This window comes from Jiangella alba, assembly GCF_900106035.1.
In the GTDB taxonomy this organism is placed as follows: Bacteria; Actinomycetota; Actinomycetes; order Jiangellales; family Jiangellaceae; genus Jiangella; species Jiangella alba.
This window is the reverse complement of the sequence record NZ_FNUC01000003.1, coordinates 823913-849472: the sequence shown is the minus strand read 5'-3', so window position 1 is coordinate 849472 and position 25560 is coordinate 823913. Positions and strand designations below refer to the sequence as shown.

Genomic DNA, 25560 nt, shown 5'->3' with positions numbered 1-25560 from the left:
TGCCCGTGACCACCTCCGCCGCTTTCGACGCCGTCGGGCGCCTGCGCCGCCGCGAGCGCTCCGTCGGCTACTGGATCGCCACCGACAACCCGGTCGGCACCGAGCGCATCGCCCGGCTCGGCTACGACTACGTCGGCATCGACGCGCAGCACGGCCTGCTCGACTACCGGGGCTGGCTGGCCGCGCTGCTGGCGATCGAGGCCGGCGGTCGCAGCGCGGGCCTGGTCCGGGTGCCGGCCAACGACCTCACCTTCATCGGGCAGGCACTCGACGCCGGCGCCCACGGCGTCATCGTCCCGCTGGTCGACAGCGCCGAGCAGGCCGCGGCCGCCGTCCGGGCCTGCCGCTACCCGCCCGAAGGCGGCCGCAGCTACGGGCCCATGCGGGCGGGTCTGCGCATCGGCCCGGCGCCGGCCGAGGCCAACGCGCACGTGTTCTGCGCGGTGATGATCGAGACGCTGACCGCGCTCGAGAACGTCGAGGCCATCGCGGCGACGCCCGGCCTCGACGGCGTCTACGTCGGGCCGTCCGACCTCACCCTGGCGCTCGGCGGCGCGTCGTCCACCGATCCGGCGGTGGCCGACCAGCTCGACACGGCGGCCGGCCGGGTCGCCGCCGCGGCGTCGGCGCGCGGCATCGCGGCGGGCATCCACTGCCCCGACGGCGCCACGGCACACCGCCGGCTGGCGCAGGGATTCACGTTCGCGACGGTCAGCTCCGACCTCGTGCACCTCGAGCAGGCGGCGGCCGCACACCTGGCGGCGGCGCGGAACTGAGGCCTGCCATGAGATCGATCGACGACGCGCTGGTCACCGGGCGCCGCGGGTTGCGCACCCGGCCCGGCACGCTTCTGCTCGGACCCACCGGCGCCCGGCTCTGGGCCGACTACCTCGACGAGCGGCCCGGTTTCGCCGGCGCGATCGATCTCGTGCACAAGCTCAACATCCCGCTGCTGTTCACCGTGTCCGGTGTGGAGCTGCCGGCGCCGTGGGACGCGCGCTGGCGCCCGAGCCGGCTGACGGTGTCCGCGGTCTCCCCCGGCGGCGTCGAACTGGTCGAAGACAAGTTCGTCACCTGGGACGACTGCGCGGTGTCGCGACAGCTGTGGACCAACCGGGGCGCCGATCCGGTGGCGCTGCGCCTCGACGTCGACCGCTCCTGGATCGGCGCCGACGGCTTCGGCTCGCGGCCGGTCGAACGGCACGGCTTCACGGTCGTCGCGCTCGTGCGCTCGTCCGAGCCGGCGCTGTGGGACGGCCTGACGATCCAGCCCGGCGCCCAGCTGGACGTCGTCGTCGCGGCGGCGTTGGGGCTCGCCGAGACGGACACCCGCGACGACCTCGCCGGCCGGCTCGACGGCGTGCTCGCCGTCCCCGCGAACGGCGCCACCATCCCGGCCGACCACGAGGCCGCGCCCGCAACCCCTGCCGCCGCCCCCGCCGACGGCGCAACCATCCCAGCCCACGACACGACCGCGCCCGCGAACGGCGCAACCATCCCGGCCAACCACGACGCCGCCCTCGCCTACGGCGCAACCACCCCAGCCCACGGCGCAGCCGCGCCCGCAACCCCTGCCGCCGCCCCCGCCGACGGCACGACCGTGCCCACGAACGGCACCGCCACCCGGCCGGCAGGTGACCCGGCCGACCCGGCAGCCGGCGGCGACGGTCGTGCGGCGGCAGCCGGCCGCAGCCCAGCGCCGGTGTCGTCGCACCCCGTCATCCATCGGCAGGAGCAGTCCTACCAGCGCTGGTTCGACCCCGTCCCGTCGTTCAGCTGCAGCGACGCACTCCTCACCCGCACGTGGGCCTACCGCTGGTTCCTGCTGCGGCACAACCTCGCCGTCCCGGGCATCGGCGGGCTGCCCGACGCCCTGTTCTACGAGGGGCGCGCGCACAAGATGACGAAGACGCCGTGGCATCCGGCCGGCTGGGAGTTCAGCAAGTTGATCCCGCTGTCCAGCCCGATGCACCTGCTCGAGGCGCGCTGGCATCCCGACCCGTCCCTCGGCACCGGCCTGTGGCGCACGCTGCGAGCCGCCCAGGGCGACGACGGGCTGTATCGCAGCCGCACGGTGGCCGGCGAGTTCCACGCGTACGCGAACTTCCTCGGCTGGGCGAGCTACCAGTACGCCCTCGTGCACCGCGACGCCGACGGGGCGGCGGCCATGCGCGACTCCCTGGCGGCGCAGGTGCGCGGCGAACGCGCGAAGCTCGCGACCGGCGGCGACGAACTGCCGATCGAGACCGAGCACATCCTCACCGGCAAGGAGTACCAGCCCAGCTACTGGGCCTTCCACGACTACCCCGCCGACCCGCGCGACCGGTCCGGATACACGCCGCTGAAACGGGTCGACCGCGCGATCTACCACTACCTCAACGCCCGCGGGGTCGCCGGCCTGACCCGGCTGCTCGGCGGCGACACCAGCGGCGACACCGGCGGCGACGGCCCCGCCGCCGAGTTCGACGCGCTCGCCGACGCCGTCGCGGCCGACGTGCTGGCGAAGCAGTGGGACGGCGCCCCCGGGTTCTTCTACGACCTGCACCATCGCACCGACGAGAAGGCGATGGTCCGCAACGTCGTCGGGTTCTATCCGTACTGGGCCGGCATCGTCGGCGCCGACCACCTGCCCGGCTTCGAGGCGGCGTTGCGGCTGTTCGGCACCGGTGCGCCGCTGCCGTCCACTGCACCCGACTCCCCCGTCTACAGCGCCACCGGCGACTGGCGCGGCGTGTTCGTCAAGGGCCGCAACGGCTGCTCCTGGAACGGCCCGACCTGGCCCTATACCAACAGCGTCGTCATCGACGGTGTCGGCGCGACCAGCCGGCGGTTCGGCCACCGCTACGACGCCGCGTTCGGCCGGCTGCTGCGCTCGTACGCCCTGCTGCACTTCCAGCAGCGCGACGGCCGCACCCCGTACCTCGTCGAGCACTACAACAGTGAGACCGGCGAGGCGATCAGCGACGAGGTCGACTACCTGCACTCCTTCGTCATCGACCTCCTGGTCCGCTATGTCGCGGGGCTGGAGGCCGGGCCCGGCGCCGTCACCGTCGACCCCCTCGACATCGGGCTGACGTGGTTCGAGTTGCGCGGGGTGCGGGTCGCCGGCCACACCGTCGACATCGCGTTCGACGCCCAGAGGGGGCTGCGGGTCTCGCTCGACGGCGTCGAGGCCGCCGTGGCTCCGGGGCTCGCCCCGCTCACCGTCGCACTGACCTGACGCCGAACCGGGCGGTCAGCCGACGGTGGCGGCGCGGACGCAGAGCACGTCAGGCAGGTGCCGGACCAGTTCGGTCCAGGTGGCGCCCTCGTCGGCGCTCGCGTACACCGAACCGTCCCGCGTGCCGACGTACACGCCCGCCGCGTCGTCGGCGTCGTCGGCGCACATCGCGTCGCGCAGCACCACCCCGAAGAACCCGCCGGGCAGCCCGTCGGCCGACCGCTCCCACGTCGCGCCGGCGTCGTCGGTGCGCCAGACCTGCAGCTGGCGCCCCGGCGGCGTGCGCTCGCCGTCGGCGACCAGCGGCGCGACCCAGGCGGTCGCGGGACGATGCGGGTGCGCGACGACCGGGAAGCCGAAGTCGGCCGGCAGCCCGCCGTCGATCGGCTGCCACGACGTGCCGCCGTCGGCGGAGCGGTACACGCCGCCGTGGTTCTGCGCGTACAGCCGGTCCGGGTCGGTGGCGTCGCGCGAGACCTTGTGCACGCACTGCCCGTACTCGGGCGGCTCGCCGGGCAGGAAGTCGGCGCGGATGCCGGTGTTCGACGGCGTCCAGCTGGCGGCGCCGTCGTCGGTGACGTAGACCCCGCCGGTCGACATCGCGACCAGCACGCGCCGGTCGTCGGACGGGTGCGGCAGGACGGTGTGGATGGCCTGGCCGCCGAACCCGGGCGCCCACGTCGGCCGGTGCGGATGGTTCCACAGCGACTCGACCAGCGCGAACGTCTCGCCGCCGTCGTCGGAGCGCCACAGCGCCGACGGCTGCGACCCGGCCCAGACGACGCCCGGCCTGGCCTCGGTGTCGGGCCGCAGCTGCCAGACCGCCTCGACCGAGGCGCCTGCGTCGGCCGGGAACCGGATGCCGCTGCCGTCGGCCGCCTCGGTCCACGTGGCGCCGAGGTCATCGGACCACGAGACGCCCGGACCCCAGTGCGAGCTGCTGGCGCCGACCAGCAGCCGGGTGCGTCCGCCGCGGGTGTCGATGGCGCACGCGGCGACCGCGTTCATCAGGAAGTGCGGGCCGTCGACCGACCACGTGCGGCGGTCGGCGCTGCGCAGCAGCCACAGCCCCTTCTTCGTGCCGACGGCGAGCAGGACGTCGTTCATGCGATCGCCTCCCGGCGTCCCACGTTACGCCGGTTCGGCTCAGGCTCCCGGGCCCACGACGACGTTCGCCAGCGGCTCGCCGGCCGCGAGCCGCGTCAGTTGCGACTGCACGAGCCGCCGGGCCCGCGGCAGGAACGCCGACGACAGGCCGCCGACGTGCGGTGAGATCAGCGCGCCGGGCAGCGTCCACAGCGGGTGGCCGGGCGGCAGCGGCTCGGGGTCGGTGACGTCCATGGCGGCGCGCAGGCGGCCCGACCCGACCTCGGCGACCAGCGCGTCGGTGTCGACGATCGGCCCCCGCGCGACGTTGACCAGCACCGCGCCGTCGCGCATGCGGCTCAGGAACCGCGCGTCGACCATGCCGCGTGTCTCGTCCGTCAGCGGCAGGATGAGCATGACGACGTCGGCCCGGCCGAGCAGTTCGGGCAGCGCGTCGAACCCGGCGACGCCCTCGCGCGCCGTGCGGGCGACCTTGAGCACGTCGCACTCGAACGGCAGCAGCCGCGCCTCGATCGCCCGGCCGATGGCGCCGTACCCGACGATCAGCACCGTGCGATCGGCCAGGGAGTCGTACCAGCCCTGCAGCCACTCGCCCTCGGGCGCGGCCCGGACGAACGCCGGGATGCCGCGCAGCGTCGACAACGTCAGCGTCACCGCGAGCTCGGCGGTGCTGGCGTCGTGCACGCCGCGCGCGTTGCACAGCGTGAGGCCGTCGCGCAGGTACGGGACGACGTGCTCGTAGCCGGCGGTCAGCGTCTGGACGGCGCGCAGCTTCGGCATCCGCTCGATGAGGTTCACCGACGCCGACGGGAAGCCGTACGGCATGACGTAGTACTCGACCCGGTCCAGCACGTCCTGCCCCGGGATGTCCGAGGTGTCGGCGCTGGTCAGCATGTCGGGCCCGGTCGTCACCGTCGGCTCGCCGGCCCAGACGTGCACGTCGAGCCCGGGCGGCGGCGTCAACGAGTCGGCGCGGAACGGGATCAGGACGTCCACCATGGTTCTCGAACCTACCGCTCCCCGCGTGACACGATGGGGCGGTGTCCATCCGGCGGATGATCGTGGCCGTGGCGGCGCTGGCCGTGGCGGGCGCGTCCTGCTCCGGATCGTCGTCGCCGGCTCCATCCGCGTCGCCGTCGCCGTCGCCGTCGGCCTCCCTGACTCCCGTCACGCCCACCCCGGCGACGCCCGCCGCGCAGCCAGGGCCCGTCACGCCGTCCGCGGTGGAGGAGATCGTGACCGGCCTGGCCGCGCCGTGGAGCATCGCGTTCGTCCCCGGCGGCGACGGGCAGGCCCTGGTGTCGCAGCGCGACGAGGGCACCATCGTGCTGGTCGACGCGGCCGGGACGGTGACGCCGGTCGGGCCGGTGCCCGGGGTCGACGGCAGCGGCGAGGGCGGCCTGCTGGGGCTCGCGTTCGACCCCGCGTCGCCGTCGGACCTCTACGTCTACGCGACCATGGGGTCGCAGAACGTGGTGCAGCGGACGACGTACGCGGACGGTGTGCTGGGGCCGTTCTCGCTGGTGCTGGACGGCATTCCGGCGGGGACGCGGCACGACGGCGGGCGGCTCGTGTTCGGGCCGGACGGCATGCTTTACATCTCGACCGGCGAGAGCGGGGTGCCGGACGACGCGCAGGACGTCGGCAGCCTGGGCGGGAAGATCCTGCGCATCACGCCGTCCGGTGACGTGCCGGACGACAACCCGTTCGACGGGTCGCCGGTCTGGTCGTACGGCCACCGCAACATCGAGGGCCTCGCGTTCGACGACGCCGGCCGGCTGTGGGCGTCGGAGTTCGGCGACCGGTCGGCGGACGAGCTGAACTTCATCTCGCCCGGTCAGAACTATGGCTGGCCGTACGTCGAGGGCATCGGCGGCGCACCCGACTACGTCGACCCCGTCGTCGAGTGGCGGCCCACCTCCGAGGCGTCGCCGAGCGGGCTCGCGTACGTGCGCGACACGCTGTTCGTGGCGGCGCTGCGGGGTGAGCGGCTGTGGCAGGTGCCGGTTCCCGGCGGGACCGCGGGAGAGCCCGCGGCGTTCGTCACCGACCACGGGCGCCTGCGCGACGCCGTCGTCGCCCCCGACGGCACCCTGTGGGTGCTGACCAACAACACCGACGGCCGCGGCGACGCCCAGCCCGGCGACGACCGGATTCTGCGGCTGACGCTGGCGCCCTAGATTCTTCGGGCTGGTCGGGGGACGTTTCGGGCGATGGTGGTCAGGGTGGTCCCCGGTGCCGGAATCAGGGGACGATCGTCACCGAGTCGGAGCCGCGGGAGATCGATTCGGTTCTAGCGTGGGGGCATGGCCAACGAGACCAGGCCGGCGGTGAGCGGGCCGGCGCCTACCGACGCTGCGAGCCCGCCGGCCGGGGTTCGTCGCCGGCCGATGCGGCGGGGGTTGTCGTTCGCCGGCATCGCCGCCGTCGCGTTCGCCGGGCTGACCGCGATCTCGTGGATCACCCACTCGCAGGACTCCGTCACCGTCGACGAGCGGGTCGACCGCGTCGAGATCGACGTCTCGTCCGGCCACGTCGAGATCGTCGGGTCGCCGTCGGGTGAGACGCGGCTGGACTTCTCGGTCAAGTCGGGGTGGAGCCGCGACGGCGGCATCGACCACTCCGTGTCCGGCGGCGTGCTGCGGGTGACCGGCGGGTGCGACTCGGGGGTGTTCCCCGGCATCTGGTGCGAGTCCGACGTCACGATCACCGTCCCGGCGTCGGCGTCCGTCACGGCCGACGCGTCCGCCGGGACGCTGGTGGTGTCGGGGCTGTCCGGCGAGACGTCGCTGAACTCCGACGCCGGCTCGATCGACGTGTCGGACCAGCGTGGCCCGCTGACCGTCCACTCCGCCGCCGGCTCCGTCCGCGTCACCGGCCTCGACGCCGACGTCGTCAAGGCGACGTCGAGTGCGGGCGACGTGGAGATCTCGGCGGTGTCGCCGCCGCGGTCGCTGGACGCGGAGTCCAGCGCCGGCTCCGTGCTCGTCTCCCTGCCTGGCGACGCCCCCTACGACGTCGAGACCGACTCCGCGGTGGGGCGCGAGGTCGTCACGGTCGATGCGGTGCCGGGTGCCCGCCATGAAGTGCGCGCCTTCTCCAGCGCCGGCGCCGTCGAGGTCACCGGCCGGCCCTGACCCTCGCCCGTGGCCCGTTTGTCCCGTCGATGCCTATTGCCCCCGTCGCGCTCGCCCGTTCGGCGTCGCCCACGGCGCCGGCGAGGAGGTCGCCTCAGCCGCCGTGGTCGTCCCCTCGGGGTCGGCCCCGGCCGCCCCTGACGCTCGCCATGGCCCGTTGCCTCGTCGAGGTCGTGCCCGTTAAGCTCGCCTCGGCCGCCCGCAGCCGTCCCGCCGGGTCGCCTCGGCCGCCCGCAGCCGTCCCGCCGGGTCGCCTCGGCCGCCCGCAGCCGTCCCGCCGGGTCGCCCCGGCCGTCGCCGCGCCGGCCGTTCCATGTCCGGGTCAGCCGGTCTCGATCACCTGCCGCTCGCCGATGCGCACGTGCGCGGTCGCCGCCAGTCGCGGTGATTCGAGCGTCCCCGCCGCCCCGGTGGACGCCGACCACGTCGCTGTCCAGTTCGCCGTGGCGGTGACCGCGTACGCCGTGTCCGGCTGGTCGCCGCTGGTCTGCGTGTAGACGTGCCCGCAACTCGGCGAGGCCCGGACCCCGAGCCGCGGCGTGTACACCTCTCCGGCCGACCCGCACCTCACCCGCCGCCCGTCGCCCATGTCCCAGGTGACGCTCTCCACCTCGGCCACCACCGTCACCGTCACCCCGCCAACCGTGCGCGATTCCTCCACCGGCCCCCACGTCGTCGGCCCGGCGTTCGCCACCCACATCCACACGGGCGCGCCGACCAGCCCGATGCTGCCGGGCGCCTCTTCCAACGGCCGCGGCGCGAGCCCCAGCTCAGGCGCCTCGAAGGTCATGCCCTCGAGCACCCCCTGCGCGACGGCCTCCGGATCCACCACCACCGGCGGCTCTCCCGGCGCGTCGGCGAGCCAGATGTATCCGTAGTCGCCCCAGTGCACGCCACCGGCCACACCTGCGAGCTTGCGCCACTCGTAGATCCAGCCCTCCGACGGATCACCAGTCCAGTAGCCGAGGTGGCTCAGTGCCCCGTCCGGCGGCCGATAAAGCTCGTTCTTGTCCGCGCTCATCGGTCGTAGAAAGCGGTCCAACGTGGCCACGTACTCGTAGCCGTCCTTCTCACACGGTGCCGGGAACACGAAAGGGTCCTGCTGAGTACATTCGGTGAGGACCGGGTCGCCGTCATCTCCAGGCGTTTCTTCCGGAACACAGCCTGCACCGTCGAAGTACGTGGCTGGAGGGCAGTCGCCCATAGCGGGATCGACGTGCTCATCTGTCGTTTGCAGCGTTGCGGCGAGAACGCCACTGACGACCCAACTCAGCATGGCTCGTTGCGAGCGAGGTTTACGGTCTCCACGTACCAACCCGGGCTTGCGATGCCTGCGTCCGGAGACGCCTCCCCATGGTGCACCCAGGTCAGCTTCCACGTCTGCGCCCAATCGGGAACGTACGGAAGCTCAGCAGCCGAGCCCTCATAAGTCTCATACGCCAGGGAACTGAGGTCCAAGCAGGCGGAGGAGCTAGCCTGGCCGATGTTTCGACTATCAGGCAGTCGCAATGTACCGACGTCATGCGACAAGATCTCGACGCTTCCCACTTGATTGATCTCGCCCTGGCGCCACAGCACGGTCCAATTCGACATCTCCAGCTCCGCTTGGCCAGTTACGTTCCACTCCGTGGCCGGTGAGTTCGTCATGACGTCCTCGAGCGGATAGTCGCCAGCGTTGGAGTAGTACGCGTCCCGGTCGGCGATCAACTCCTCGAAGGTCGCCTGGATGTCGGCCGCGGCTTGTTCCTCCGGCGTGGGCGTCGGCGGCGCCGTGATGGCCGGGTCCGTCGTCCCGGGAGAGGACGACGGGGAGGCGCCGTCGCCGTCGGTGCAGGCGGAGGCGAGCAGCACGACCGCCGCCACCGCTGTCAGGCGTTGTGTTGCGAACATTCGGGCACTCCTCGTGACCGCGGCCGGGCCGATGATCTTACGGCGACACCGAGCACGCCGTCCTGTCATCTATAGGTGCTTTCCGAAGCCCGAACGTGACAGCCACCCTGGCACAAACCGTAAGACGATGGATAAGATGCTGGTATGGCGAAGGAGAAGATGACCGTCACCCTCGACCCATCGACGCTGGCCGACATCGACGCCGATGCGCGGCAGGCGGGGTTGAACCGGTCGGAGTTCGTCGAGCGGGCGCTGCGGCGCGAGCACTACCGCCGCCTCCTCGAGCAGGTCCGGGCGCCGGAGCCGATGGAGCACCGCGACGAGCAGCGGCTGCGTGATCTGCTCGTGTGGCAGCAGAACCCGTCGTGAACCCGGGCGAGATCTGGCGGCTCGAGGACGGGTCGCTGCGGATCGTGCTGAGCAACGCGATCTACAACTCCAGCCAGCTGAACCAGGTCATCACGGCCGTCGTCGGGCCGCCGCCGGAGCAGTTCGAGCCGTTCGCCGTCGGCACGGACGCGGGGACGGTGTTCGCCGACCGGCTGGCGATGCACCCGCGGCACTGGCTCACCCAGCACGTCGCGACGCTGACGGGGCGGCAGTTGGCCGACGCCCGGAGGCACTTGACCTTCCTGCTGCACGACGACTGAAAACAGCGGCGCAATAGTCCATTGCGGCCCGGCTGCGACACCGGCAGCATTGTCGTCATGCAGCACATCATCGATCCCACGAGGGAACCGGGCGGTCAACGCCCGTCGATGCGGCTGCCCCTGAACGCCAGGGCGATGCGCAGGCGAGGGCTACTTCGGAATTGCGTGTTCCGGGTTCGAATCCCGGCGGTCTGCGGACTGTAGCTCAATTCGGCAGAGCGGCAATCGCCTTCGCCGCACTGTTCTCGCCCTGGTCCCACGTTCGCCGATGCGACGAGCTGGGTTACTTCTTTCGGGTAGAAGCGGCCGACAGGCCAACGACCCCTGCTCACTCGAGTTCTCGGCAGCGACCCAGAGAAACAACGCCCGGAAGGAGGGCACTCCCATGAGCAAGTTCGACCGCATCAGCAAGGCCGCCGGTGTCACCGCCATGCTGACCAGCCCCATCCGGGCGCTGCGAACGGCGCGCACCCGCACGCACGAGGGCGCGCCCGCCTACGTCCGCGACGTCAAGAGCGAGCTGTTCCTGCTGGCCGTCACCAACCTCGTCGGCGAGGAGACGTTCTACGAGAGCGCCGACGACCGCGACGAGCGGTTCCGCACGCTCGTCCACGCCGCGACCAGCGAGGACGCCGAGTGGGTTGCCCGCTTCGTGCCGTGGCTGCGCGACACCGCGAACCTGCGGTCGGCGCCGGTCGTCGCGGCGGTGGAGTACGTGCGCGCCGGCGGGCCGCACGGCCGCCGGGTCGTCGACGGGGCGTTGCGGCGGGCCGACGAGCCGGCCGAGGTGCTGGCCTACTTCACGGCGCGGTACGGGCGCGCGCTGCCGCAGCCGATCAAGCGGGGCGTCGCCGACGCCGCACGGCGGCTGTACACCGAGCGGGCGGCGCTCAAGTACGACGGCGTCTCGCGGGCCTGGCGCATGGCCGACGTCATCGAACTGTGCCACGTGCGGCCGCGCGACGAGGCGCAGTCGGCGCTGTTCCGGTGGCTGCTCGACCGCAGGCACGGGCGCGCGACCACGCCACCGTCCGCGCTGCCGGTCATCGCGGCGCACGCGGCCCTGCAGGCCGTCCCGCCCGGCGAACGGCGCCGGCACCTCGACGGCGACACGCTCGCCGCCGCGGGCGTGACGTGGGAGTCGCTGGCCGGCTGGCTCGGCGGGCCCCTCGACCGCGCGGCGTGGGAGGCCGTCATCCCGTCGATGGGCTCCATGGCGCTGCTGCGCAACCTGCGCAACTTCGACCGGGCCGGAGTGGGCGACGCCGTCGCCGAACGGGTGGCGGCGAAGCTGGCCGACCCCGGCGAGGTGCGCCGCTCGCGGCAGTTCCCGTTCCGGTACGTCGCCGCGTTCCGTAGCGCGCAGTCTCTGCGGTGGGCGTACGCGCTCGACCGCGCCATCGAGGCGGCGACGGCGAACGTGCCGGCGCTCGAGGGCCGCACGCTCGTGCTCGTCGACACCTCGGCGTCGATGCGGCAGCCGGTCGCGGCACGGTCGTCGATCTCGGCCATCGAAGCCGCGGCGGTGTTCGGCATCGCGCTGGCGAAGCGCGGCAACGACGTCGACCTGCGCGGATTCGCCGACGGCGTGTTCAGGCACCCGGTCGCGCCCGCGGCGTCGCTGCTGACGGAGGTCCAGCGGCTGGTCGGGCGAGTGGGCGAGGCGGGCCACGGCACGCGCCTCGCCGAGGCGGTGCGGGCGACGTACCGGCGGCACGACCGCGTGGTGATCGTGACCGACATGCAGACGTTCCCCGGGCCGGGCGGCTACGACGCGGTGGGCAGCGTGCCGGCGAGGGTGCCTGTCTACGGCGTCAACCTCGGCGGCTACCGGCCGACGGTGCTGGCGGCGGGCCGGGCGAACCGGCACGAGTTCGGCGGTCTCAACGACGCCACGTTCACGCTGATCGGCCTGCTCGAGGACGGCCGCTCGGCCGGCTGGCCGTTCTAGCACGACGATCATGGGGTGGTGCCGCCGCTGCGGCACCACCCCTTGGTCGCACATGGCGAACGGTCATACGGACGTCCGACGCAGCAGGAAGCCATGCAGGCGCTGCCTGCGAAGGAGCCGTCGCACGGCGATGAGATCCGGGCGAGGCTGCGCTCGGCCCGACCCGGCAGGCCGAACCGGCCAGAGCAGGCCGCGTCAGGCGACGGCGTTGCCGAGCACCGCGGCGGCGGCGTCGTGGTCGTCGACGCACAGGACGGCGACGAACTGCGAGTCGGAGACGCGCACGGGCAGGAACACCTCGACGTTCACCCCGGCGTCGGCGAGCTTGCGGAACGTCGCGGCGCCGGCGCCGGGAGCGTTCTTCAGCCGCACCGTCAACGCGTCGCGCTCGGTCGCATCGAGCCCCGCGTCGCGCAGTGCCGACCGCGCCGCGGACTCGTCGTCGGCGATGAACGCCACGGTGCCGGAGTCGCCGTGCGCCAGCCCGCAGATCACCAGGTTGACGTCGCGCGCGGCCATCACCTCGCAGAGGTCGGCGAGCCGCCCGGGATGGTTCTGGAACTCGATGGTGAAGGCGCTCATGGCGCTCACCTCCTACGAACGGGAGCCTACTCCCGGACGTCAGCCGATCGACCGCAGCCGCGGCAACAGCTCGGCCGCCGCCGTGGCCTGCGCCTCGGCGGTGCCCGCCTGCGTGATGAGGACGACGTCGTCGGCGCCGGCCCGGGCGTACGCCTCGACCTGCGCGAGGACGTCGTCGGGTGAGTCGCCGAGCGGGCGCTGGACCGTCCGCCGGATCTGCCCGGGGTCGCGCCCGACGTCGGCGCAGTGGGCGTCGAGCACGCCGGAGAGGTCGGCGAACCTCTCGGGGTCGACGTCGGCGCTCGCGTTCCAGGCGTCGGCGTACTGCGCGGCGATGCGCAGCGTCCGCTTGCGCCCGGTGCCGCCGATCCAGATCGGCGGGTACGGCGACTGCACCGGCTTCGGCTCGGCGACGGCGTCGTCGATGCGGTAGTGCCGGCCGGCGAAGGTGGTGCGCGGCTGCGTCCACAGCGAGCGGATGATCTGGCAGGCCTCCTCGAGGCGGTCCAGCCGCTCCCCCGCGGTGCCGAACTCCAGGCCGAACATGGTGTGCTCGTACTCGGCCCACGCCGCGCCGAGGCCGAACTCCAGCCGCCCGCCGGACAGGTGGTCGACGGTGACGGCGAGCTTGGCCAGCACACCGGGGTGGCGGTACGTGTTGCCGGTGACCATGCAGCCGATACGCACCCGCGACGTCGTGGCGGCCATGGCGGCCAGCAGCGCCCACGCGTCGAAGATGTCGCCGTCGACGTCGTCGCCGATGGTGGCGAAGTGGTCCATGTTCCACACGTGGTCGAAGCCCGCGTCGTCGGCGACCCGCCACACCGCGCGGTACTCGTCGATGGGGGCCTGCTGGCTCAGCTTCAGTCCGTAGCGCACCGCGCCAGTCAAGCAGCCGTGACGTCCGATGGCGAGTGCTCCAGGAGGTCCTTGATCTCCAGGGCCGCGTCGCGGCCGGCGCGGTTGGCGCCGACGGTGCTGGCGGAGGGGCCGTAACCGACGAGGTGCACCCTCGGATCACGCGCCACCCGGGTGCCGGACATGCGCACGCCGCCACCGGGCTCGCGCAGGTGGAGCGGGGCGAGGTGGCCGAGCGCGGCGCGGAAGCCGGTCGCCCAGATGATGACGTCGGCATCCTGCACCGTGCCGTCGGCGAACTCGACGCCCGAGGGGACCAGCCGGGTGAACATCGGGCGCGGTTTCAGCACGCCCTTCTCCATGGCCTCGCGGACGACGGACGTGTAGCCGAGCCCGGTGACGGCGACGACGCTCAGCGGCGGGAGGCCGGCCCGGACCCGGGCGTCGACGTCGGCGATGACGGCGCGGCCGTCGGCCTGCGTGAAGTCGCCGCCGCGGAACTCCGGCGGGCGCCGCGTCACCCAGGTGACGGACGCGGCGACGTCGGCGACCTCGGAGAGGACGTGCGCCGCGGAATGCCCGCCGCCGACCACGACCACCCGCTGACCGGCGAAGGACGCGGGCCCGCGGTACTGCGACGAGTGCAGCTGCCGGCCCTGAAACTCGGAGGCGCCCGGGTAGAACGGCCAGTGCGGACGGGTCCAGGTGCCGGTCGCGTTCGCGACGGCCCGCGCCGTCCACGATCGTCCGTCCACGGCGACGACCGACAACAGACCGTCCGGCAGCGACGACACCGACGTCACCCGCACCGGCCGCAGGACGGGCAGCGCGAACCGCCGTTCGTAGTCGGCGTAGTACCGCCCCACCACCTCGGACGCGGGCAACGACGACTCACCGGAACCAAGCAGACGATGCGCGCCGGGCAGGTCGAACACCCCGTGCACCTTGGCCATGGTCAGCGTCGGCGGCCGCGACGCCCACGCACCGCCCGCCACCGGCGAGCCGTCGAGCACGACGAACGACAGCCCCAGCCGGCGCAGGTGGTACGCCGTCGACAGCCCGGCCTGGCCGGCCCCGATCACCACCACGTCCACGACAGCATCAACCAGCGGCGGGCCCGGAACCATCCTCGAAGGGGTACTGCGCGGCGAAGCCGAACAGCCGCTGCGCCGCCGACGTGTCCACGGGCACCGCCCGCCCGGGCAGCGGCCGCCGCACCGGGACGTCCGGCAGGTAGCGCCGCAGCAGCTCGGCGGTCGGCACCGGCACCAGCGTCGACGGCGCCGCCACCTGCACGACGTGTGCGCGGCCGTCGTCGACGCCCAGCGCCGACAGGGCGACCAGCGCCGCGTCGCGCACGTCGAGGTACGACCACAGCTCCCGCACGCCGCGCGCGGGGTCCTCCGTCAGCGTCCGGGCGTGTGCCGCCAGCCGCTCCTCCACCCCGCCGACGAACGGGTACCGGACGGCGACGACGGTGAGCCCGTGCCGCCGCGCCATCATCGCGGCGGTCAGCTCGTCGGCCTGCTTGGACAGGCCGTACGGGTCCTCGACCGGGCTCGGCAGCGCCTCGTCGACCGGCAGGTACGCGGGCGGCGAGAACGTCCGCGCCCACGGCAGCCCGTTGGCGCCGTACGAGCTGGCGATCACGGCCCGCCGCACCCCGGCCGCGCCGGCGCACTCGAGCACGGTGAAGGTCGCCCGGGTGTTCTCGGCGAACACCTCGAACGGGGTGCCGCTGGTCGGCGCCGGGCGGGCGGCCAGGTGAACGACGGCGTCGACGCCGGCCAGCGCGTCGGCGACGACGACCGGATCGCCCGCCGACCCGGCGACGACCCGCGCCGCCACCAGGTCGCCCGGGTCGTCCAGCACCAGCGCGGTGGCGGCGATGTCACGAGACGCCAGCAGCGACAGCACCGCCCGCCCGATGCGCCCGGCCGCGCCGGTCACCAGCACGTGCCTCACGGCGCGTACGCCCGCAGCGCGACGACGTGCGCGTCGGGCGCGCCGTTGGTCGCCGTCACGACCACCCGCAGCGCGGTGCACGTCACCGGCGCGGCCAGCTCGTGCACCCGCCGCCGCCTCCGGTTCTCGGTGACGGCGGCGACGGACACCCACGCGCCGCCGACCAGCGCCTCGACCACGTAGTCGCGCACCAGCGGCGGCGGCACCGGGAACGGCGTGCGGTGCCGGTGCAGGTTGATGAGGTCCTCGTCGACGTCGTCGTCGCCGATCAGCTCGACCCGGCCGATCGTCACCGGCGCGTCCCACGTCAGCCGCAGCCAGGCCGGGAGCCCCGACGACACCCAGGTGTGCGGCCCGGCGAACGGCCGCAGGTACCCGTCGACGGCGCGATCGGGGGCGAACGCGGCGGTCGAGCCCGCACGGAAGCAGAACGTCCGCCGCAGCAGCTCGCGGTTCGTCCACTCGCGCAGCGGCTGCGGCCGCTCGTCCTGCGGCCGCAGCGGCCGCCGGGTGAAGCTGAGCACGCCCGGCGCCGGCCGGTCGGCCACGTACAGCGACACCCCGGCAGCGGCCTTCACCAGCAGGAACGCGTTCCGCGGCGACGACGGCGCCCACGACAGGTCGAACCGGACCCACTGCTTCGACCCGGCCTGCACCGGCACGGTGGTCGTCGACACCAGCGTCCGCGGCACGTAGTTCTGCCCCGGCCCCGGGTCGTGCAGCTCGACGGTCAGCGACGTGTCGGCGGCGGCGTCGACCAGCAGCTCCAGCACCGGCAGCGACGGGTCCACCGGCAGCACCAGCCCGGCGTCGGCGTCGAGCGGCCACGCCGACGACCCGTCCTCCACCGCCAGCGACGACGACGCCCCCGACGCCGTCACCTCGGCCGACCCGGCGAGGTCCGCGGGATCGGCCAGCGGCAGCCCCACGACCGCCGCGTCGTTGCGCAGCAGCGTCCGCTGCAGCTCCCCGACGTCGACGGCCCGCGGCGGGACGTCCGCGGCCACGGCCAGCGCGGCCGCCGTGCCGGCCGCCTCGCCCATGACGGCGGTGGTGGCCTGCACCCGGGTGGTGCCGAACGCGACGTGCGACGCGGACACGTTGCGGCCCGCGAGCAGCAGGTTCGTGACGTTCTTGGAGTACAGGATGCGGTACGGGATGTGGTAGATCCCGTCGGCGTAGCGCTGCTTCGCGCCCTCCTCCTGCGCGTACATGCCGCCGGGCGGGTGCAGGTCGATCGACCAGCCGCCGAACGCGACGCGGTCGTCGAACTCGACCTGCCCGAGCACGTCGTGCTGGGTGAGCACATAGTCGCCGACGAAGCGCCGGTACTCCCGCTTCCCCGGCACGGACCCGACCCACTCCAGCGTCAGGTTCTCGACGTCCGGGAACGAGCCGGAGTTCTTGATGTGGTCCCAGATCCCGTAGACGACGGCCCACAGCTCGTCGCGGATCGCCTCGTTGTCGTGGACGGTGTCCAGCTCGCCGCCGAACTCGATCCACCAGTACGCGCACCCGTTGTCCGAGGCGCGGATGACCCGCCGCGACGGGATGGTCGTGGCGGTGATGTCCTTGGTGAAGTCCGGCGGCACGAACCGCACCGGCTCGCCGGCGTCCTTCGAGTGGAACAGCAGCGTGCTGCCCAGCGTGATCTCGTCGGCCACGTCCGGCGCCCACGGCTCGTCGTACTCCGACCGCGCCTCGCGCCCCAGCCGGAACTGCGCGCCGGCCAGGAAGCCGACCAGGCCGTCGCCGGTGCAGTCGAGGAACACCGGCCCGGTGAACGTCGTCAGCAGTTCCGACCCCATGGTCCAGCCGGTCACCGACTCCACCCGCCGCGCGTCGGGCGGGCCGGCCGCGGCCACCTCCCGCACGTCGGTGTTGAGGTACAGCGAGATGTTCGGCTCGGCCCGGACGGCGTCGAGCACCACCGCGTCCCAGTAGTACGGGTTGCCCTCGGGGTTGCGGTACTGGTTCTCGACGAACAGCTCGCCCATGATGCCGGTCTCGCGGGCGTGGTGGTTGCGGCCGTGCGCCGTCGCGCCGACCACCCACACCCGGATCTCGCTGGACGAGTTGCCGCCCAGCACGGGGCGGTTGTTGATCAGCGCGACGGAGCGCCCGAGGCGGGCGGCGGCGATGGCGGCGCATACGCCCGCCAGACCGCCGCCCACCACGGTCACGTCGTGCCGGACCTGCTGTTCCCGCATGAAGCTCAGCCCTCCACCGGACGGTGCGTGATCGACGAGACCCGGCGCTCCGGCTGGTCGCCGAGGCCGAAGTAGACCCGCGGGGTGCCGTCCAGGACGACGCCGACGGCGCCGCGCGACCCGGTGACGGTCCGCTCGCGGCCGAGCACGTCGACCTCGCGCAGCCGCGCGCCGCGGAACGCGACGTCGGTCTTGGTGGGCCAGTCGTCCTCCCACGCCTCCGGGTGCGGGTAGTACGCCTCGGCGCCGTGCTCGGCGTTGAGGAAGTAGCCGTCCTTGCGGGTCCACAGGATCGACATCGGCCCGTCCGGCGTCTCGAACTGCAAGCCCTTGACCTCGGGGTCGTCGAACGACAGCCAGCGGACGAACTCCGCGCCCTCCAGCAGCCGGGTCGCGGTGGCGTACGCGAGCAGCGACGGCTTCGCGCTGGTGTCGCGGTTCATCAGCCCGAAGTGGTACTCCGGGTTGGTGGGGTTCGCCTTCTGCGGCTGGTGGATGATGCTGTCGTGTAGCTGGTACCAGTTGACGCCGTCGACCCCCTCTGACATGCACAGCGCGAGCGTGAGCAGGACGTTCTCGGCCGACTGGCGCATGGTGTCGTTCCACCAGTGGTTCGGCCGGGTGCACGAGTACGCCTCGGTCAGCCACAGCTCCTTGTCGCCACCGTACTCGTCGACGCGCCGGCGGGCCTCGCGCAGGCCGCCGAGGAAGTTCCAGTAGCTGCCGTTGCTGCCCTGCTCCCACTCGTCCGGCGTCGGCGCGTAGTCCGGGGTGAAGTTGCCGCGGCCGGGGTGGAACGCGAACACGTCGATGAGGTCCCAGCCGCCGTTGGCGTGGAAGTTGTCCAGCCAGTTGACGTCCATGCCGCCGAGGCCGGTGTTCATCACCTTGACGTCGGAGCCGACCTCGGCCAGCCGCTCGACCACCGGGCGCAGGCCGTCGCGGATGTACTCCTCGGTGAACTGGCCGGACATCCACGGCTGGTTGCGCTCGTTGTCGACCTCGAAGTAGTGCGCGCCGGCGTCGACGACGACGTCCACCAGCTCCGCCGCCCAGGCCTTGACCTCCTCCGGCGGCGCGTCGAACACGACGTCGCCGTGCTGGATGTTCGGCATGATGCCCATGGCCTCCAGCTCGGCCGGCGCGATGCCGGGCGCGCCGTTGTAGGCGATGCGCACCGACGCGACGCCGATCCGCTTCAGCAGCGCGGCGACGTCGTCCTTGCTCGGCTGCAGCAGCCACGGGTAGTTGGCGATGCCGACCTTGCCGCCCGCCTGGTACTGGTGCGGACGCAGCGACGCCAGCGTGGTGCGCGCGAACGCCTCGTCGTCGCCGGCGGCGACCCGCACCTCGACGAACACGATGCCCTGCTCCGGCGACGGGAACTCGACGGTGCGCTGGTCCACCCCGCCGGCGGACAGCCGCAGCGTCTGCTGCCCGCTGGCGACGACGACGCCGTCGAAGTCGCGGCCCCACCAGCTCAGCTCGACGTCGCGCGCGGCGGCTCCGCCGTTGACGGCCTGCGCGTGCACGGCCATCGCGTGGCCGGGGCCGTCCCACAGGTTGAACGGCTGGTCGGTCCAGATGTCGATGCCCAGCGGGCGGGCCTGGGCCAGCGCGTTCGCCGCGGCCGGGCGCAGGTCGCCGATCACGACGTCGACGTCGTGCACCAGCACGTCGCCCTCGTACTTCCCGGCGACGTGCACCCACTCGCCGGCGCTCCAGGCAGGGTTGCTGTCGGCGATGCGCAGGAACCCGGCGGTGTCGGGCCAGCTGCGCGCGTAGATGACGCCGTCGTTGGTCTCGAACGGCACGCCGCCGCCGCTGTCGCGGTTCCAGCGGGTCAGCGCCTTGGTGCTCTCCGGGCCGGCGTCGCCGACGGCCACCCGGTGGAACTGCGAGTTCAGGTACATCTGGTTGCCGCTGGTGGCCTCCCAGCGCACGTGCAGGCGGTGCGCGGTGACGTCGAACGTGCCGCGGACGGTGATGCCTACGCCGGTGCTGCCCATGCGGTAGTCGACCCGGATGGCCGGGCGCCCGTCCGGCAGCGTGATCGCGGACGGCGTGCCGCTGTAGGTGCGCTGCTGCCCGAGCACGGTGTCCTTGACCATGAAGTGCGCCAGCTTCAGCCGCTGCACGCCCGCGCCGTCGGCGACCGTCACCGCGCCGTCGGTCCCCGCGGTGACGACGATGCCGTCCGCGCCGATGGTGACGGGCTCGGCGGCGGCCGCCTGCGCGACCACCCCCGGCAGCAGCCCGGCGCCGACGGCCACCGATCCCGCGGCGCCGACGAACGTGCGCCGGGTCAGGTGGAGTTCTCCCATGTCAGGTCCTCTCAAACGGGGTACGTGGCGGTGGTGGTCAGATCGAGGCCGACGAAGATGCGCGGCGCGCCGTCGAGGGTGACGGCGACGCGGCTGCCGGCGGCGGTGTGCAGGGTCTCCTGGCCGATGCTGTTCAGCTCCCGGACGGTGGTGGTCGCGGCCGGGGTGGGCAGCGACACCGGCGTCTTCGTCGGCCACGGGTCCAGCCACGGCTCCGGCGTCCGGTAGTAGTCCGGGTTGGCGGGGTCGCGGCGGGCCGGGTCGTTGTTGAGGACGTAGCCGTCGTGGCGGGTCCACAGCACCGAGAACCGGCCGGTGGGGGTGTCGAACAGCAGGCCCTTGACCTCGGGGTCGGAGAACGTGACCCGGCCGAGGTAGTCGGCCTGGTCGAGGAAGCGGGCCGCGGTGGCGAAGGCCAGCAGCGACGGCTTCGGGCTGCGGTCGCGGACCAGCAGGCCGAAGTGGTACTCGATGTCAGCGGCGTTCGCCTCGCGCGGCTGCTGCTCGATGCCGTCGTCGAGGGTGTACCAGGTGACGCACCGGACGTCGTGCGCCCTGGCGAACATCAGCTGCAGCAGCACGTTCTCGGCGGCGTGCCGGTAGGTGTCGGTCCACCAGCGGTTCGGCAGCGTCGACGCGTACGCCTCGGTCAGCCACAGCTCCTTGCCGCCGTTGACCGTGCGCGCCTCGTGCGCCTTGCGCAGCGAGCCGATGAAGTTCCAGAACACCGGCTTGCGCTTGCCGCTGGGCTCCAGCCACGGCTCCGGCGGGGAGTAGTCGGCGACGTAGTTGCCGCGGCCCGGGTGGTACGCGAGCACGTCCACCTCGCTCCACCCGCCCGCCGCGCCGAACCCGTCCAGCCAGACCGAGTCCAGCCCGGCGAGACCGCAGGTCATCACCTTGAAGGTGGCGTCCGGCCGGGCCGCCATGGCGGCCCGCAGCGGACGCAGCCCGGCGTTGACGTACTCGGCCGGGGTGCGCTCGGTCTCGATGATGTTCAGCTCGTTGCCGCACTCGTAGTAGCGGGCGCCGGCGGTGACGCAGCGGGCGACCATGGCGTCGGCCCAGGCGCGCTGCTCAGTGGCGGTCTTGCCGTACGGGATGCCGCCGAGCTGGACGTTGTGCAGCAGGCCGTGGCGGTCGAGGTCGGCGGGCGCGATGCCGGGCGCGCCGTCGTAGGCGGTGCGGACCCACTTCATGCCGATCAGCTTCATCAGCGCGGCGGTCTCGTCCGGCCCCGGCCCGCTGAGCAGCCACGGGTAGTTCGAGACGCCGAACCTGCTGGCGGCGCCGTCCTGGTAGGTGTACGCCGACAGCACGGCGAGGTTGGTCCGCGAGAACGCCGTGACGGCCGGGTCGGCGTCGTCGGTGACCACGGCCTCGACGAACGCGATGTCGCGGCCGCCCAGCGTGACGTCGAACGACGGGTTCCACACCGTCCGCGGCGACACCGTCACGGGGCCGGCCGACCCGCTCTGCACCGCGCCGGACCAGGTGCGGGCGGTCCAGGCGAGGCGCACCTGCCGGGCCGTCGTCAGCGAGTTCACCACCTGGGCGTGCACCGTCTTCGCGCCGCCGGTCGGCCACACGTGGAACGGCTGGTCGGCCCACAGCTCGACGCCCAGCGGCGTGACGACGTCGCGGGCGATGACGCCGGCCGCGTGCGGGCGCATGAGGCCGGGCACCAGCACCGCCTCGGTGACGTAGCCGGTGCCGGACGCCACGCCCGGCGCGTGCATCCAGGTGGCGTCGCCGAAGCGCAGCGTGCTGTCGCGCAGCCGCAGCAGCAGCCGGTTGTCGGCGTACGTGCACGCGTAGCCGGCGCCGTGCGAGGTCTCGTACGGGATCCCGCCGCCGGTCTCGCGGTTCCACAGCGCGACCGGCCGGTAGGTCTCGGTGCCGTTCACCACCACCCGGCCGATGGCGAAGTCGTCCGGCGTCGCGGCGGGCCCGGACACCTCCCAGCGGATGCGCGCCTTGCGCAGTCCGGCGACGATCACCGCCTTCACCGTCACGTCCGGGTGCTGGGTGACGTACTCGATCTCGATCTCGGTCGCGCTGGGCTGGGTCACCCGCGACGCGCCGAACGTGCGGGCGCTGCCGGAGTACTTGAAGTGCGTGATCGTCAGCCGGTGCACGCCGCCGGCGTCGAGCACGCGGATCTGGCCGCTGGTCTCGTCGACGGCCAGCCGGACGGTGCCACCCGGGTCGGCGGCGGTGAGCTCCGCGGCATGTGCCGCTCCCGGCAGCGTCGTGGCCAGCAGGCCGGTGCCGCCGGCCGCGAGCGAGCCGCGGACGAAGGTACGTCTGGACAATTCGGGCATGGTGCGTCCCTCCTTCTTCGTCGAAGTGCGGAACGTGCGTCAGAGCACGGGCTGAATCAGCGCTGTCTGGCGGCGCCGCTAGCCCTTCACCCCCGTGAAACCGAGGCCGGCGACGATCTGGCGCTGGAAGGCCAGGAAGACGAGCACCGGCGGGACCAGCGCGAGCACCATCGCGGCGATCAGCTGGTCCTGTGGCGCCTGGCCGGCCAGCACCGTCAGCGCGACGGCGATCGGCTGCTTCTGCGGGTCGGCGATCGCGACCAGCGGCCAGATGAAGTCCTTCCACGAATGCATGACGGCGAGCAGGCTGATGACGGCGAGGATCGGCCGGCTCATCGGCAGCACGATGCTCCACAGCAGCCGCCAGGTGCCCGCGCCGTCGACCTTCGCCGCGTCGAACAGCTCCTTCGGCAGCGCGTCGAAGAACCCCTTCGCCAGCAGCACGTTGAACGCGTTGGCGCCGGCCGGCAACCAGATCGCCCAGTAGGAGTTGGCGATGTTGATGCCCAGGATCGGCAGGTCGATGATGGTGAGGAACAGGCTGACCATCGACACCGTGTACGGCACGAACATCGTGGCCAGGATCGCGCCGTACACGTACGGGCCGATCCTCGGCCGCAGCACCGACAGCGCGAACCCCGCCGTCGCCGCCACGAACAGCTGCACGGCCCACGAGCCGAGCACGATCCAGAAGCTGTTCAGCACGTACCGGCCGACCTCGAGGTCGTCCCACGCCAGCGAGAAGTTGGCCCAGCGCGCGTCGGCCGGCCACAGCGCGAGCGGGTTCGTCACCAGTTCGGTCGGCGACGAGACCGCACCCTTGGCCGCCCAGTACAGCGGCCCGAGCCCGATCAGCACCAGGGCGATCAGGGTGAGGCCGTGGACGGTGAACAGCGCGCGGCGGGTGCCCGGCCGGCGCCGGCTGGTCTCGGAGACGAATCCGCTCATGACTTGCTCCAGCTCCGGGTGGCCCGCAGGTACACCGCCGACATCAGGGCGAGCGCGAGGGCGAGCAGGAAGGCCAGCGCCGCGGCCTGCCCGTAGTTGCCCTGCTGGAACCCGTAGCGGAAGATCAGCAGGAGGACGGTGGTCGTGGAGTTCTGCGGCCCGCCGCCGGTGAACACGTACGGCTCGGTGAACACCTGCACGGTGTTGATCAGCTGCCACAGCAGCAGCAGCGCGATCACCGTGCGCAGCTGCGGCAGCATGACGTGCCAGATGCGCTGCCACAGGTTGGCGCCGTCGATCTCGGCCGCCTCGTACAGCTCCTGCGGGATGCCCACCATCGCGGCCAGGTAGATGAGGACGGTGCCGCCCATGCCGGCCCAGGTCGACTCCAGCACCAGGCTGAGCATCGCGGTGTCCGGCGACTCCAGCCACGGGTACGGACCCAGCCCGACCTTGCCGAGCAGTTCGTTGAACAGGCCGGCGCCCGGATCGTAGAACCACTTCCACAGCAGCACCGACACCACCGGCGGGATCACCACCGGCAGGTAGACGAGGAACCGGTACACCCCGCCGAGCCGGCGCACCGTCGACAGCACCGACGCCAGGATCAGCGGCGCCGGGAACCCGATCAGCACACCCAGCCCGACGAACAGCAGCGTGTTCTGCACCGCCGTGCCCAGCAGCGGGTCGGCGAACAGCGCCTGGAAGTTGTCCAGGCCGACCCACTCGCTGCTGCCCATCAGGTCGGTCCGCTGGAAGCTGATGATCAGCCCGCGGACGATCGGCCACCACGCGAACAGGCCGAAGATCGCGATCGCGGGGAGCAGGAACAGCAGCCCGGTGAGCTCCCTGCGCCCGCCGGCCCGCCACCGGCGGGAGCGGGCGGCCCGGACCTGCCGGTCCGCCTGCTCCTCGTCCGGACGGGTGACCGTCGCCGTCGTCACTGTCGATGTCCTCCGGCTACTACTGGGCGGCTTCGAGCTGCCGGTTGGCCTCGTCCTCGGCCGCGGCGAGCAGCGCGTCGACGTCGGCGTCGGGGTCGGTCAGCACGGCCTGCACGACCGGGTCGAGCACCTGGTAGAGCCCCTGCGCGTTGAGCGGCGGCTCCGGCTTGAGCTCGAGCTCCGGCGTGCCGGTGAGGTACGGCTGGAAGTTCTCCAGCTCGACGTTGACGAACGGCGCGACCGCCTCGTTGATCAGCTGCTGCTGCGCGTCGTCGAACATCGGCAGCACCGGGACGCCGACCGCGGCGGCCGGGTCCTGCGCCAGCGCCTCGGCCTCGGCGGCCGCGGTCTCCGGGTCGTACTGCGGCTCGGCGTAGTAGAAGACCATCCACTCGACGGCGGCCGCGGCGCGGTCCTCCGGCACCGACGCCGGCACCATGAAGATCTCGCCGCCGCTCATGGTGGCGTCGCCGCCGGCCTGCGGCATCGACGTGACGCCGTAGTTCGCGGTGTCCTCCATGCCGAAGTTCTGCTTCGCCAGCCGGTAGGTGCCCGGCGTGCCCATGAACATGCCGACCTGCCCGGCCGCGAACTGGCGGATGACGTCGTCCTGGTTGAGCAGCTGCGTCTCGCCCATCGACTGGTCGGTCCAGCGCATCTCGCGCAGCAGGCCGAGCGAGTCGCGGACGGCGTCGTTCTGGAAGTCCGCGACGTAGGTGTCGCCGTCGGCCTTCTCCAGCTCACCGCCGTGCGCGTACGCCATCATCGTCAGCTGCCAGCCGCCCTGGCCGTCCTTGGACTCGTGCACGAAGCCGGCCACGCCGGTGGCGGCGCTGATCGCCTGCGCGGCGGTGCGGACGTCGTCCCAGGTCGCCGGCGGGGTGTCGGGGTCGAGGCCGGCCTGCTCGAACAGCGCCCGGTTGTAGACCAGGCCCAGCGCGAACGGCGAGCGCGGGATGCCGTAGACGTCGCCCTCGGCGTCGGAGATGGGCTCCAGCACCTGCGGGTTGATCTCCTCGGCGTGCTCCCACTCGTCGAGGTACTGCGTGATCGGCTGCACCTGGCCGCGCTGGATCAGGCCCTGCGGCTCGGTCAGCGGCACCCGGATGACGTCCTCGACGCCACCGCCGGCCAGCAGCGCGGAGAACGTCTGCGGGTCGTACTCGTTGGTCGACGCCTCGATCTCGATGTCGGGGTTCTGCTCCTCGAACTCGGCGATCTTCGCGTTGAACTGGTCCTGCCCGGCCTGGTCGGTGCCCGGCGGCAGACCCTGGACGCGGATGGTGACGGTGCCGCCGTCGCCGCCGCTCCCGCCGGCGTTGTCGTCACCTCCACATGCGGCGAGCAGGGCGATGCCGCTCAGCAGCAGCGCGCCGAGGCGAAGTGGGCGTGGTGTGGCCATGGATGTCATGTGCGCTCCCAAGGACTTCCTCGTACCTGGAGAAGGGGT

Annotated in this window: 21 protein-coding genes; 7 read left to right on the top strand and 14 right to left on the bottom strand. The window is 72.8% G+C overall.

Annotated features, from left to right (window positions below; all coding sequences use genetic code 11):
• Positions 1 to 5 precede the first annotated feature (5 nt).
• Both BLV02_RS06555 and BLV02_RS36350 read left to right on the top strand, forming a co-directional pair.
• Entirely contained in the window at positions 6 to 776 is a 771-nt protein-coding gene (locus tag BLV02_RS06555; protein ID WP_069114620.1) for an HpcH/HpaI aldolase family protein, read from the top strand.
• 8 nt (positions 777 to 784) lie between these two features.
• On the top strand, positions 785 to 3220 hold the full coding sequence (locus tag BLV02_RS36350; protein ID WP_069114621.1) for an MGH1-like glycoside hydrolase domain-containing protein: 2436 nt from the start codon (positions 785 to 787) through the stop codon (positions 3218 to 3220).
• Positions 3221 to 3235: 15 nt separating this feature from the next.
• Here BLV02_RS36350 and BLV02_RS06545 read toward each other — a convergent pair whose 3' ends face one another.
• Together BLV02_RS06545 and BLV02_RS06540 are read right to left on the bottom strand one after the other, a co-directional pair.
• The gene (locus BLV02_RS06545) at positions 3236 to 4327 is read right to left on the bottom strand and encodes a WD40/YVTN/BNR-like repeat-containing protein (RefSeq protein ID WP_069114622.1); all 1092 of its coding nucleotides are present in this window, start codon (positions 4325 to 4327) and stop codon (positions 3236 to 3238) included.
• A gap of 39 nt (positions 4328 to 4366) precedes the next feature.
• Positions 4367 to 5326: a 2-hydroxyacid dehydrogenase gene (locus BLV02_RS06540; protein ID WP_083289161.1), complete on the bottom strand. Its 960-nt coding sequence runs from the start codon at positions 5324 to 5326 to the stop codon at positions 4367 to 4369.
• A 56-nt stretch (positions 5327 to 5382) separates the two neighbouring features.
• On the opposite strand from BLV02_RS06540, the gene BLV02_RS06535 reads away from it, so the two are divergent.
• The gene (locus tag BLV02_RS06535) at positions 5383 to 6507 is read left to right on the top strand and encodes a PQQ-dependent sugar dehydrogenase (RefSeq protein ID WP_074946436.1); all 1125 of its coding nucleotides are present in this window, start codon (positions 5383 to 5385) and stop codon (positions 6505 to 6507) included.
• Positions 6508 to 6633: 126 nt separating this feature from the next.
• On the top strand, positions 6634 to 7464 hold the full coding sequence (locus BLV02_RS06530) for a DUF4097 family beta strand repeat-containing protein (RefSeq protein WP_083412365.1): 831 nt from the start codon (positions 6634 to 6636) through the stop codon (positions 7462 to 7464).
• 322 nt (positions 7465 to 7786) lie between these two features.
• Here the strand turns inward: BLV02_RS06530 and BLV02_RS06525 are convergent, their stop codons facing one another.
• On the bottom strand, positions 7787 to 8740 hold the full coding sequence (locus tag BLV02_RS06525; RefSeq protein ID WP_141711846.1) for a hypothetical protein: 954 nt from the start codon (positions 8738 to 8740) through the stop codon (positions 7787 to 7789).
• On the bottom strand, positions 8734 to 9354 hold the full coding sequence (locus BLV02_RS06520; RefSeq protein WP_074946171.1) for a hypothetical protein: 621 nt from the start codon (positions 9352 to 9354) through the stop codon (positions 8734 to 8736). The genes BLV02_RS06525 and BLV02_RS06520 overlap by 7 nt, the downstream gene beginning before the upstream one ends.
• Before the next feature lie 144 nt (positions 9355 to 9498).
• Between BLV02_RS06520 and BLV02_RS06515 the strand changes: the two genes are divergently transcribed.
• The 3 genes from BLV02_RS06515 to BLV02_RS06505 all read left to right on the top strand — a co-directional run bounded on the left by BLV02_RS06515 (position 9499) and on the right by BLV02_RS06505 (position 11955).
• Positions 9499 to 9723, top strand: coding sequence for a ribbon-helix-helix protein, CopG family (locus BLV02_RS06515; protein ID WP_069114626.1), 225 nt, complete (start codon positions 9499 to 9501; stop codon positions 9721 to 9723).
• The gene (locus BLV02_RS06510; protein WP_141711847.1) at positions 9702 to 10004 is read left to right on the top strand and encodes a hypothetical protein; all 303 of its coding nucleotides are present in this window, start codon (positions 9702 to 9704) and stop codon (positions 10002 to 10004) included. Before BLV02_RS06515 ends, BLV02_RS06510 begins: the two co-directional genes overlap by 22 nt.
• A 385-nt stretch (positions 10005 to 10389) precedes the next feature.
• Positions 10390 to 11955, top strand: a complete 1566-nt coding sequence (locus BLV02_RS06505; RefSeq protein WP_074946169.1) for a TROVE domain-containing protein — start codon at positions 10390 to 10392, stop codon at positions 11953 to 11955.
• 195 nt (positions 11956 to 12150) lie between these two features.
• On the opposite strand, the gene BLV02_RS06500 is transcribed toward BLV02_RS06505, so the two are convergent.
• The 10 genes from BLV02_RS06500 to BLV02_RS06455 form a co-directional block, all read right to left on the bottom strand.
• On the bottom strand, positions 12151 to 12537 hold the full coding sequence (locus BLV02_RS06500) for a hypothetical protein (RefSeq protein ID WP_069114629.1): 387 nt from the start codon (positions 12535 to 12537) through the stop codon (positions 12151 to 12153).
• 39 nt (positions 12538 to 12576) lie between these two features.
• Positions 12577 to 13416: an LLM class F420-dependent oxidoreductase gene (locus BLV02_RS06495; protein ID WP_069114630.1), complete on the bottom strand. Its 840-nt coding sequence runs from the start codon at positions 13414 to 13416 to the stop codon at positions 12577 to 12579.
• 8 nt (positions 13417 to 13424) lie between these two features.
• Complete coding sequence (locus BLV02_RS06490; RefSeq protein ID WP_069114631.1) at positions 13425 to 14522, bottom strand: FAD-dependent oxidoreductase; 1098 nt, start codon at positions 14520 to 14522, stop codon at positions 13425 to 13427.
• Positions 14497 to 15360, bottom strand: a complete 864-nt coding sequence (locus BLV02_RS06485; RefSeq protein WP_216094556.1) for an NAD-dependent epimerase/dehydratase family protein — start codon at positions 15358 to 15360, stop codon at positions 14497 to 14499. The genes BLV02_RS06490 and BLV02_RS06485 overlap by 26 nt, the downstream gene beginning before the upstream one ends.
• Positions 15357 to 17570 carry an FAD-dependent oxidoreductase gene (locus BLV02_RS06480; protein WP_069114632.1) on the bottom strand — a complete coding sequence of 738 codons (2214 nt, stop codon included), beginning with the start codon at positions 17568 to 17570 and terminating at the stop codon, positions 15357 to 15359. The genes BLV02_RS06485 and BLV02_RS06480 overlap by 4 nt, the downstream gene beginning before the upstream one ends.
• 5 nt (positions 17571 to 17575) lie before the next feature.
• Entirely contained in the window at positions 17576 to 19894 is a 2319-nt protein-coding gene (locus BLV02_RS06475; protein ID WP_069114633.1) for a hypothetical protein, read from the bottom strand.
• An 11-nt stretch (positions 19895 to 19905) separates the two neighbouring features.
• On the bottom strand, positions 19906 to 22209 hold the full coding sequence (locus BLV02_RS06470) for a hypothetical protein (protein WP_083412364.1): 2304 nt from the start codon (positions 22207 to 22209) through the stop codon (positions 19906 to 19908).
• 87 nt (positions 22210 to 22296) lie between these two features.
• A complete protein-coding gene (locus tag BLV02_RS06465) occupies positions 22297 to 23166 on the bottom strand; it encodes a carbohydrate ABC transporter permease (RefSeq protein ID WP_069114635.1) in 870 nt (289 codons plus the stop codon).
• Positions 23163 to 24110: a carbohydrate ABC transporter permease gene (locus BLV02_RS06460; protein ID WP_069114636.1), complete on the bottom strand. Its 948-nt coding sequence runs from the start codon at positions 24108 to 24110 to the stop codon at positions 23163 to 23165. Before BLV02_RS06460 ends, BLV02_RS06465 begins: the two co-directional genes overlap by 4 nt.
• 19 nt (positions 24111 to 24129) lie before the next feature.
• Positions 24130 to 25512, bottom strand: a complete 1383-nt coding sequence (locus BLV02_RS06455; protein WP_171906882.1) for an ABC transporter substrate-binding protein — start codon at positions 25510 to 25512, stop codon at positions 24130 to 24132.
• Positions 25513 to 25560: the final 48 nt, after the last annotated feature.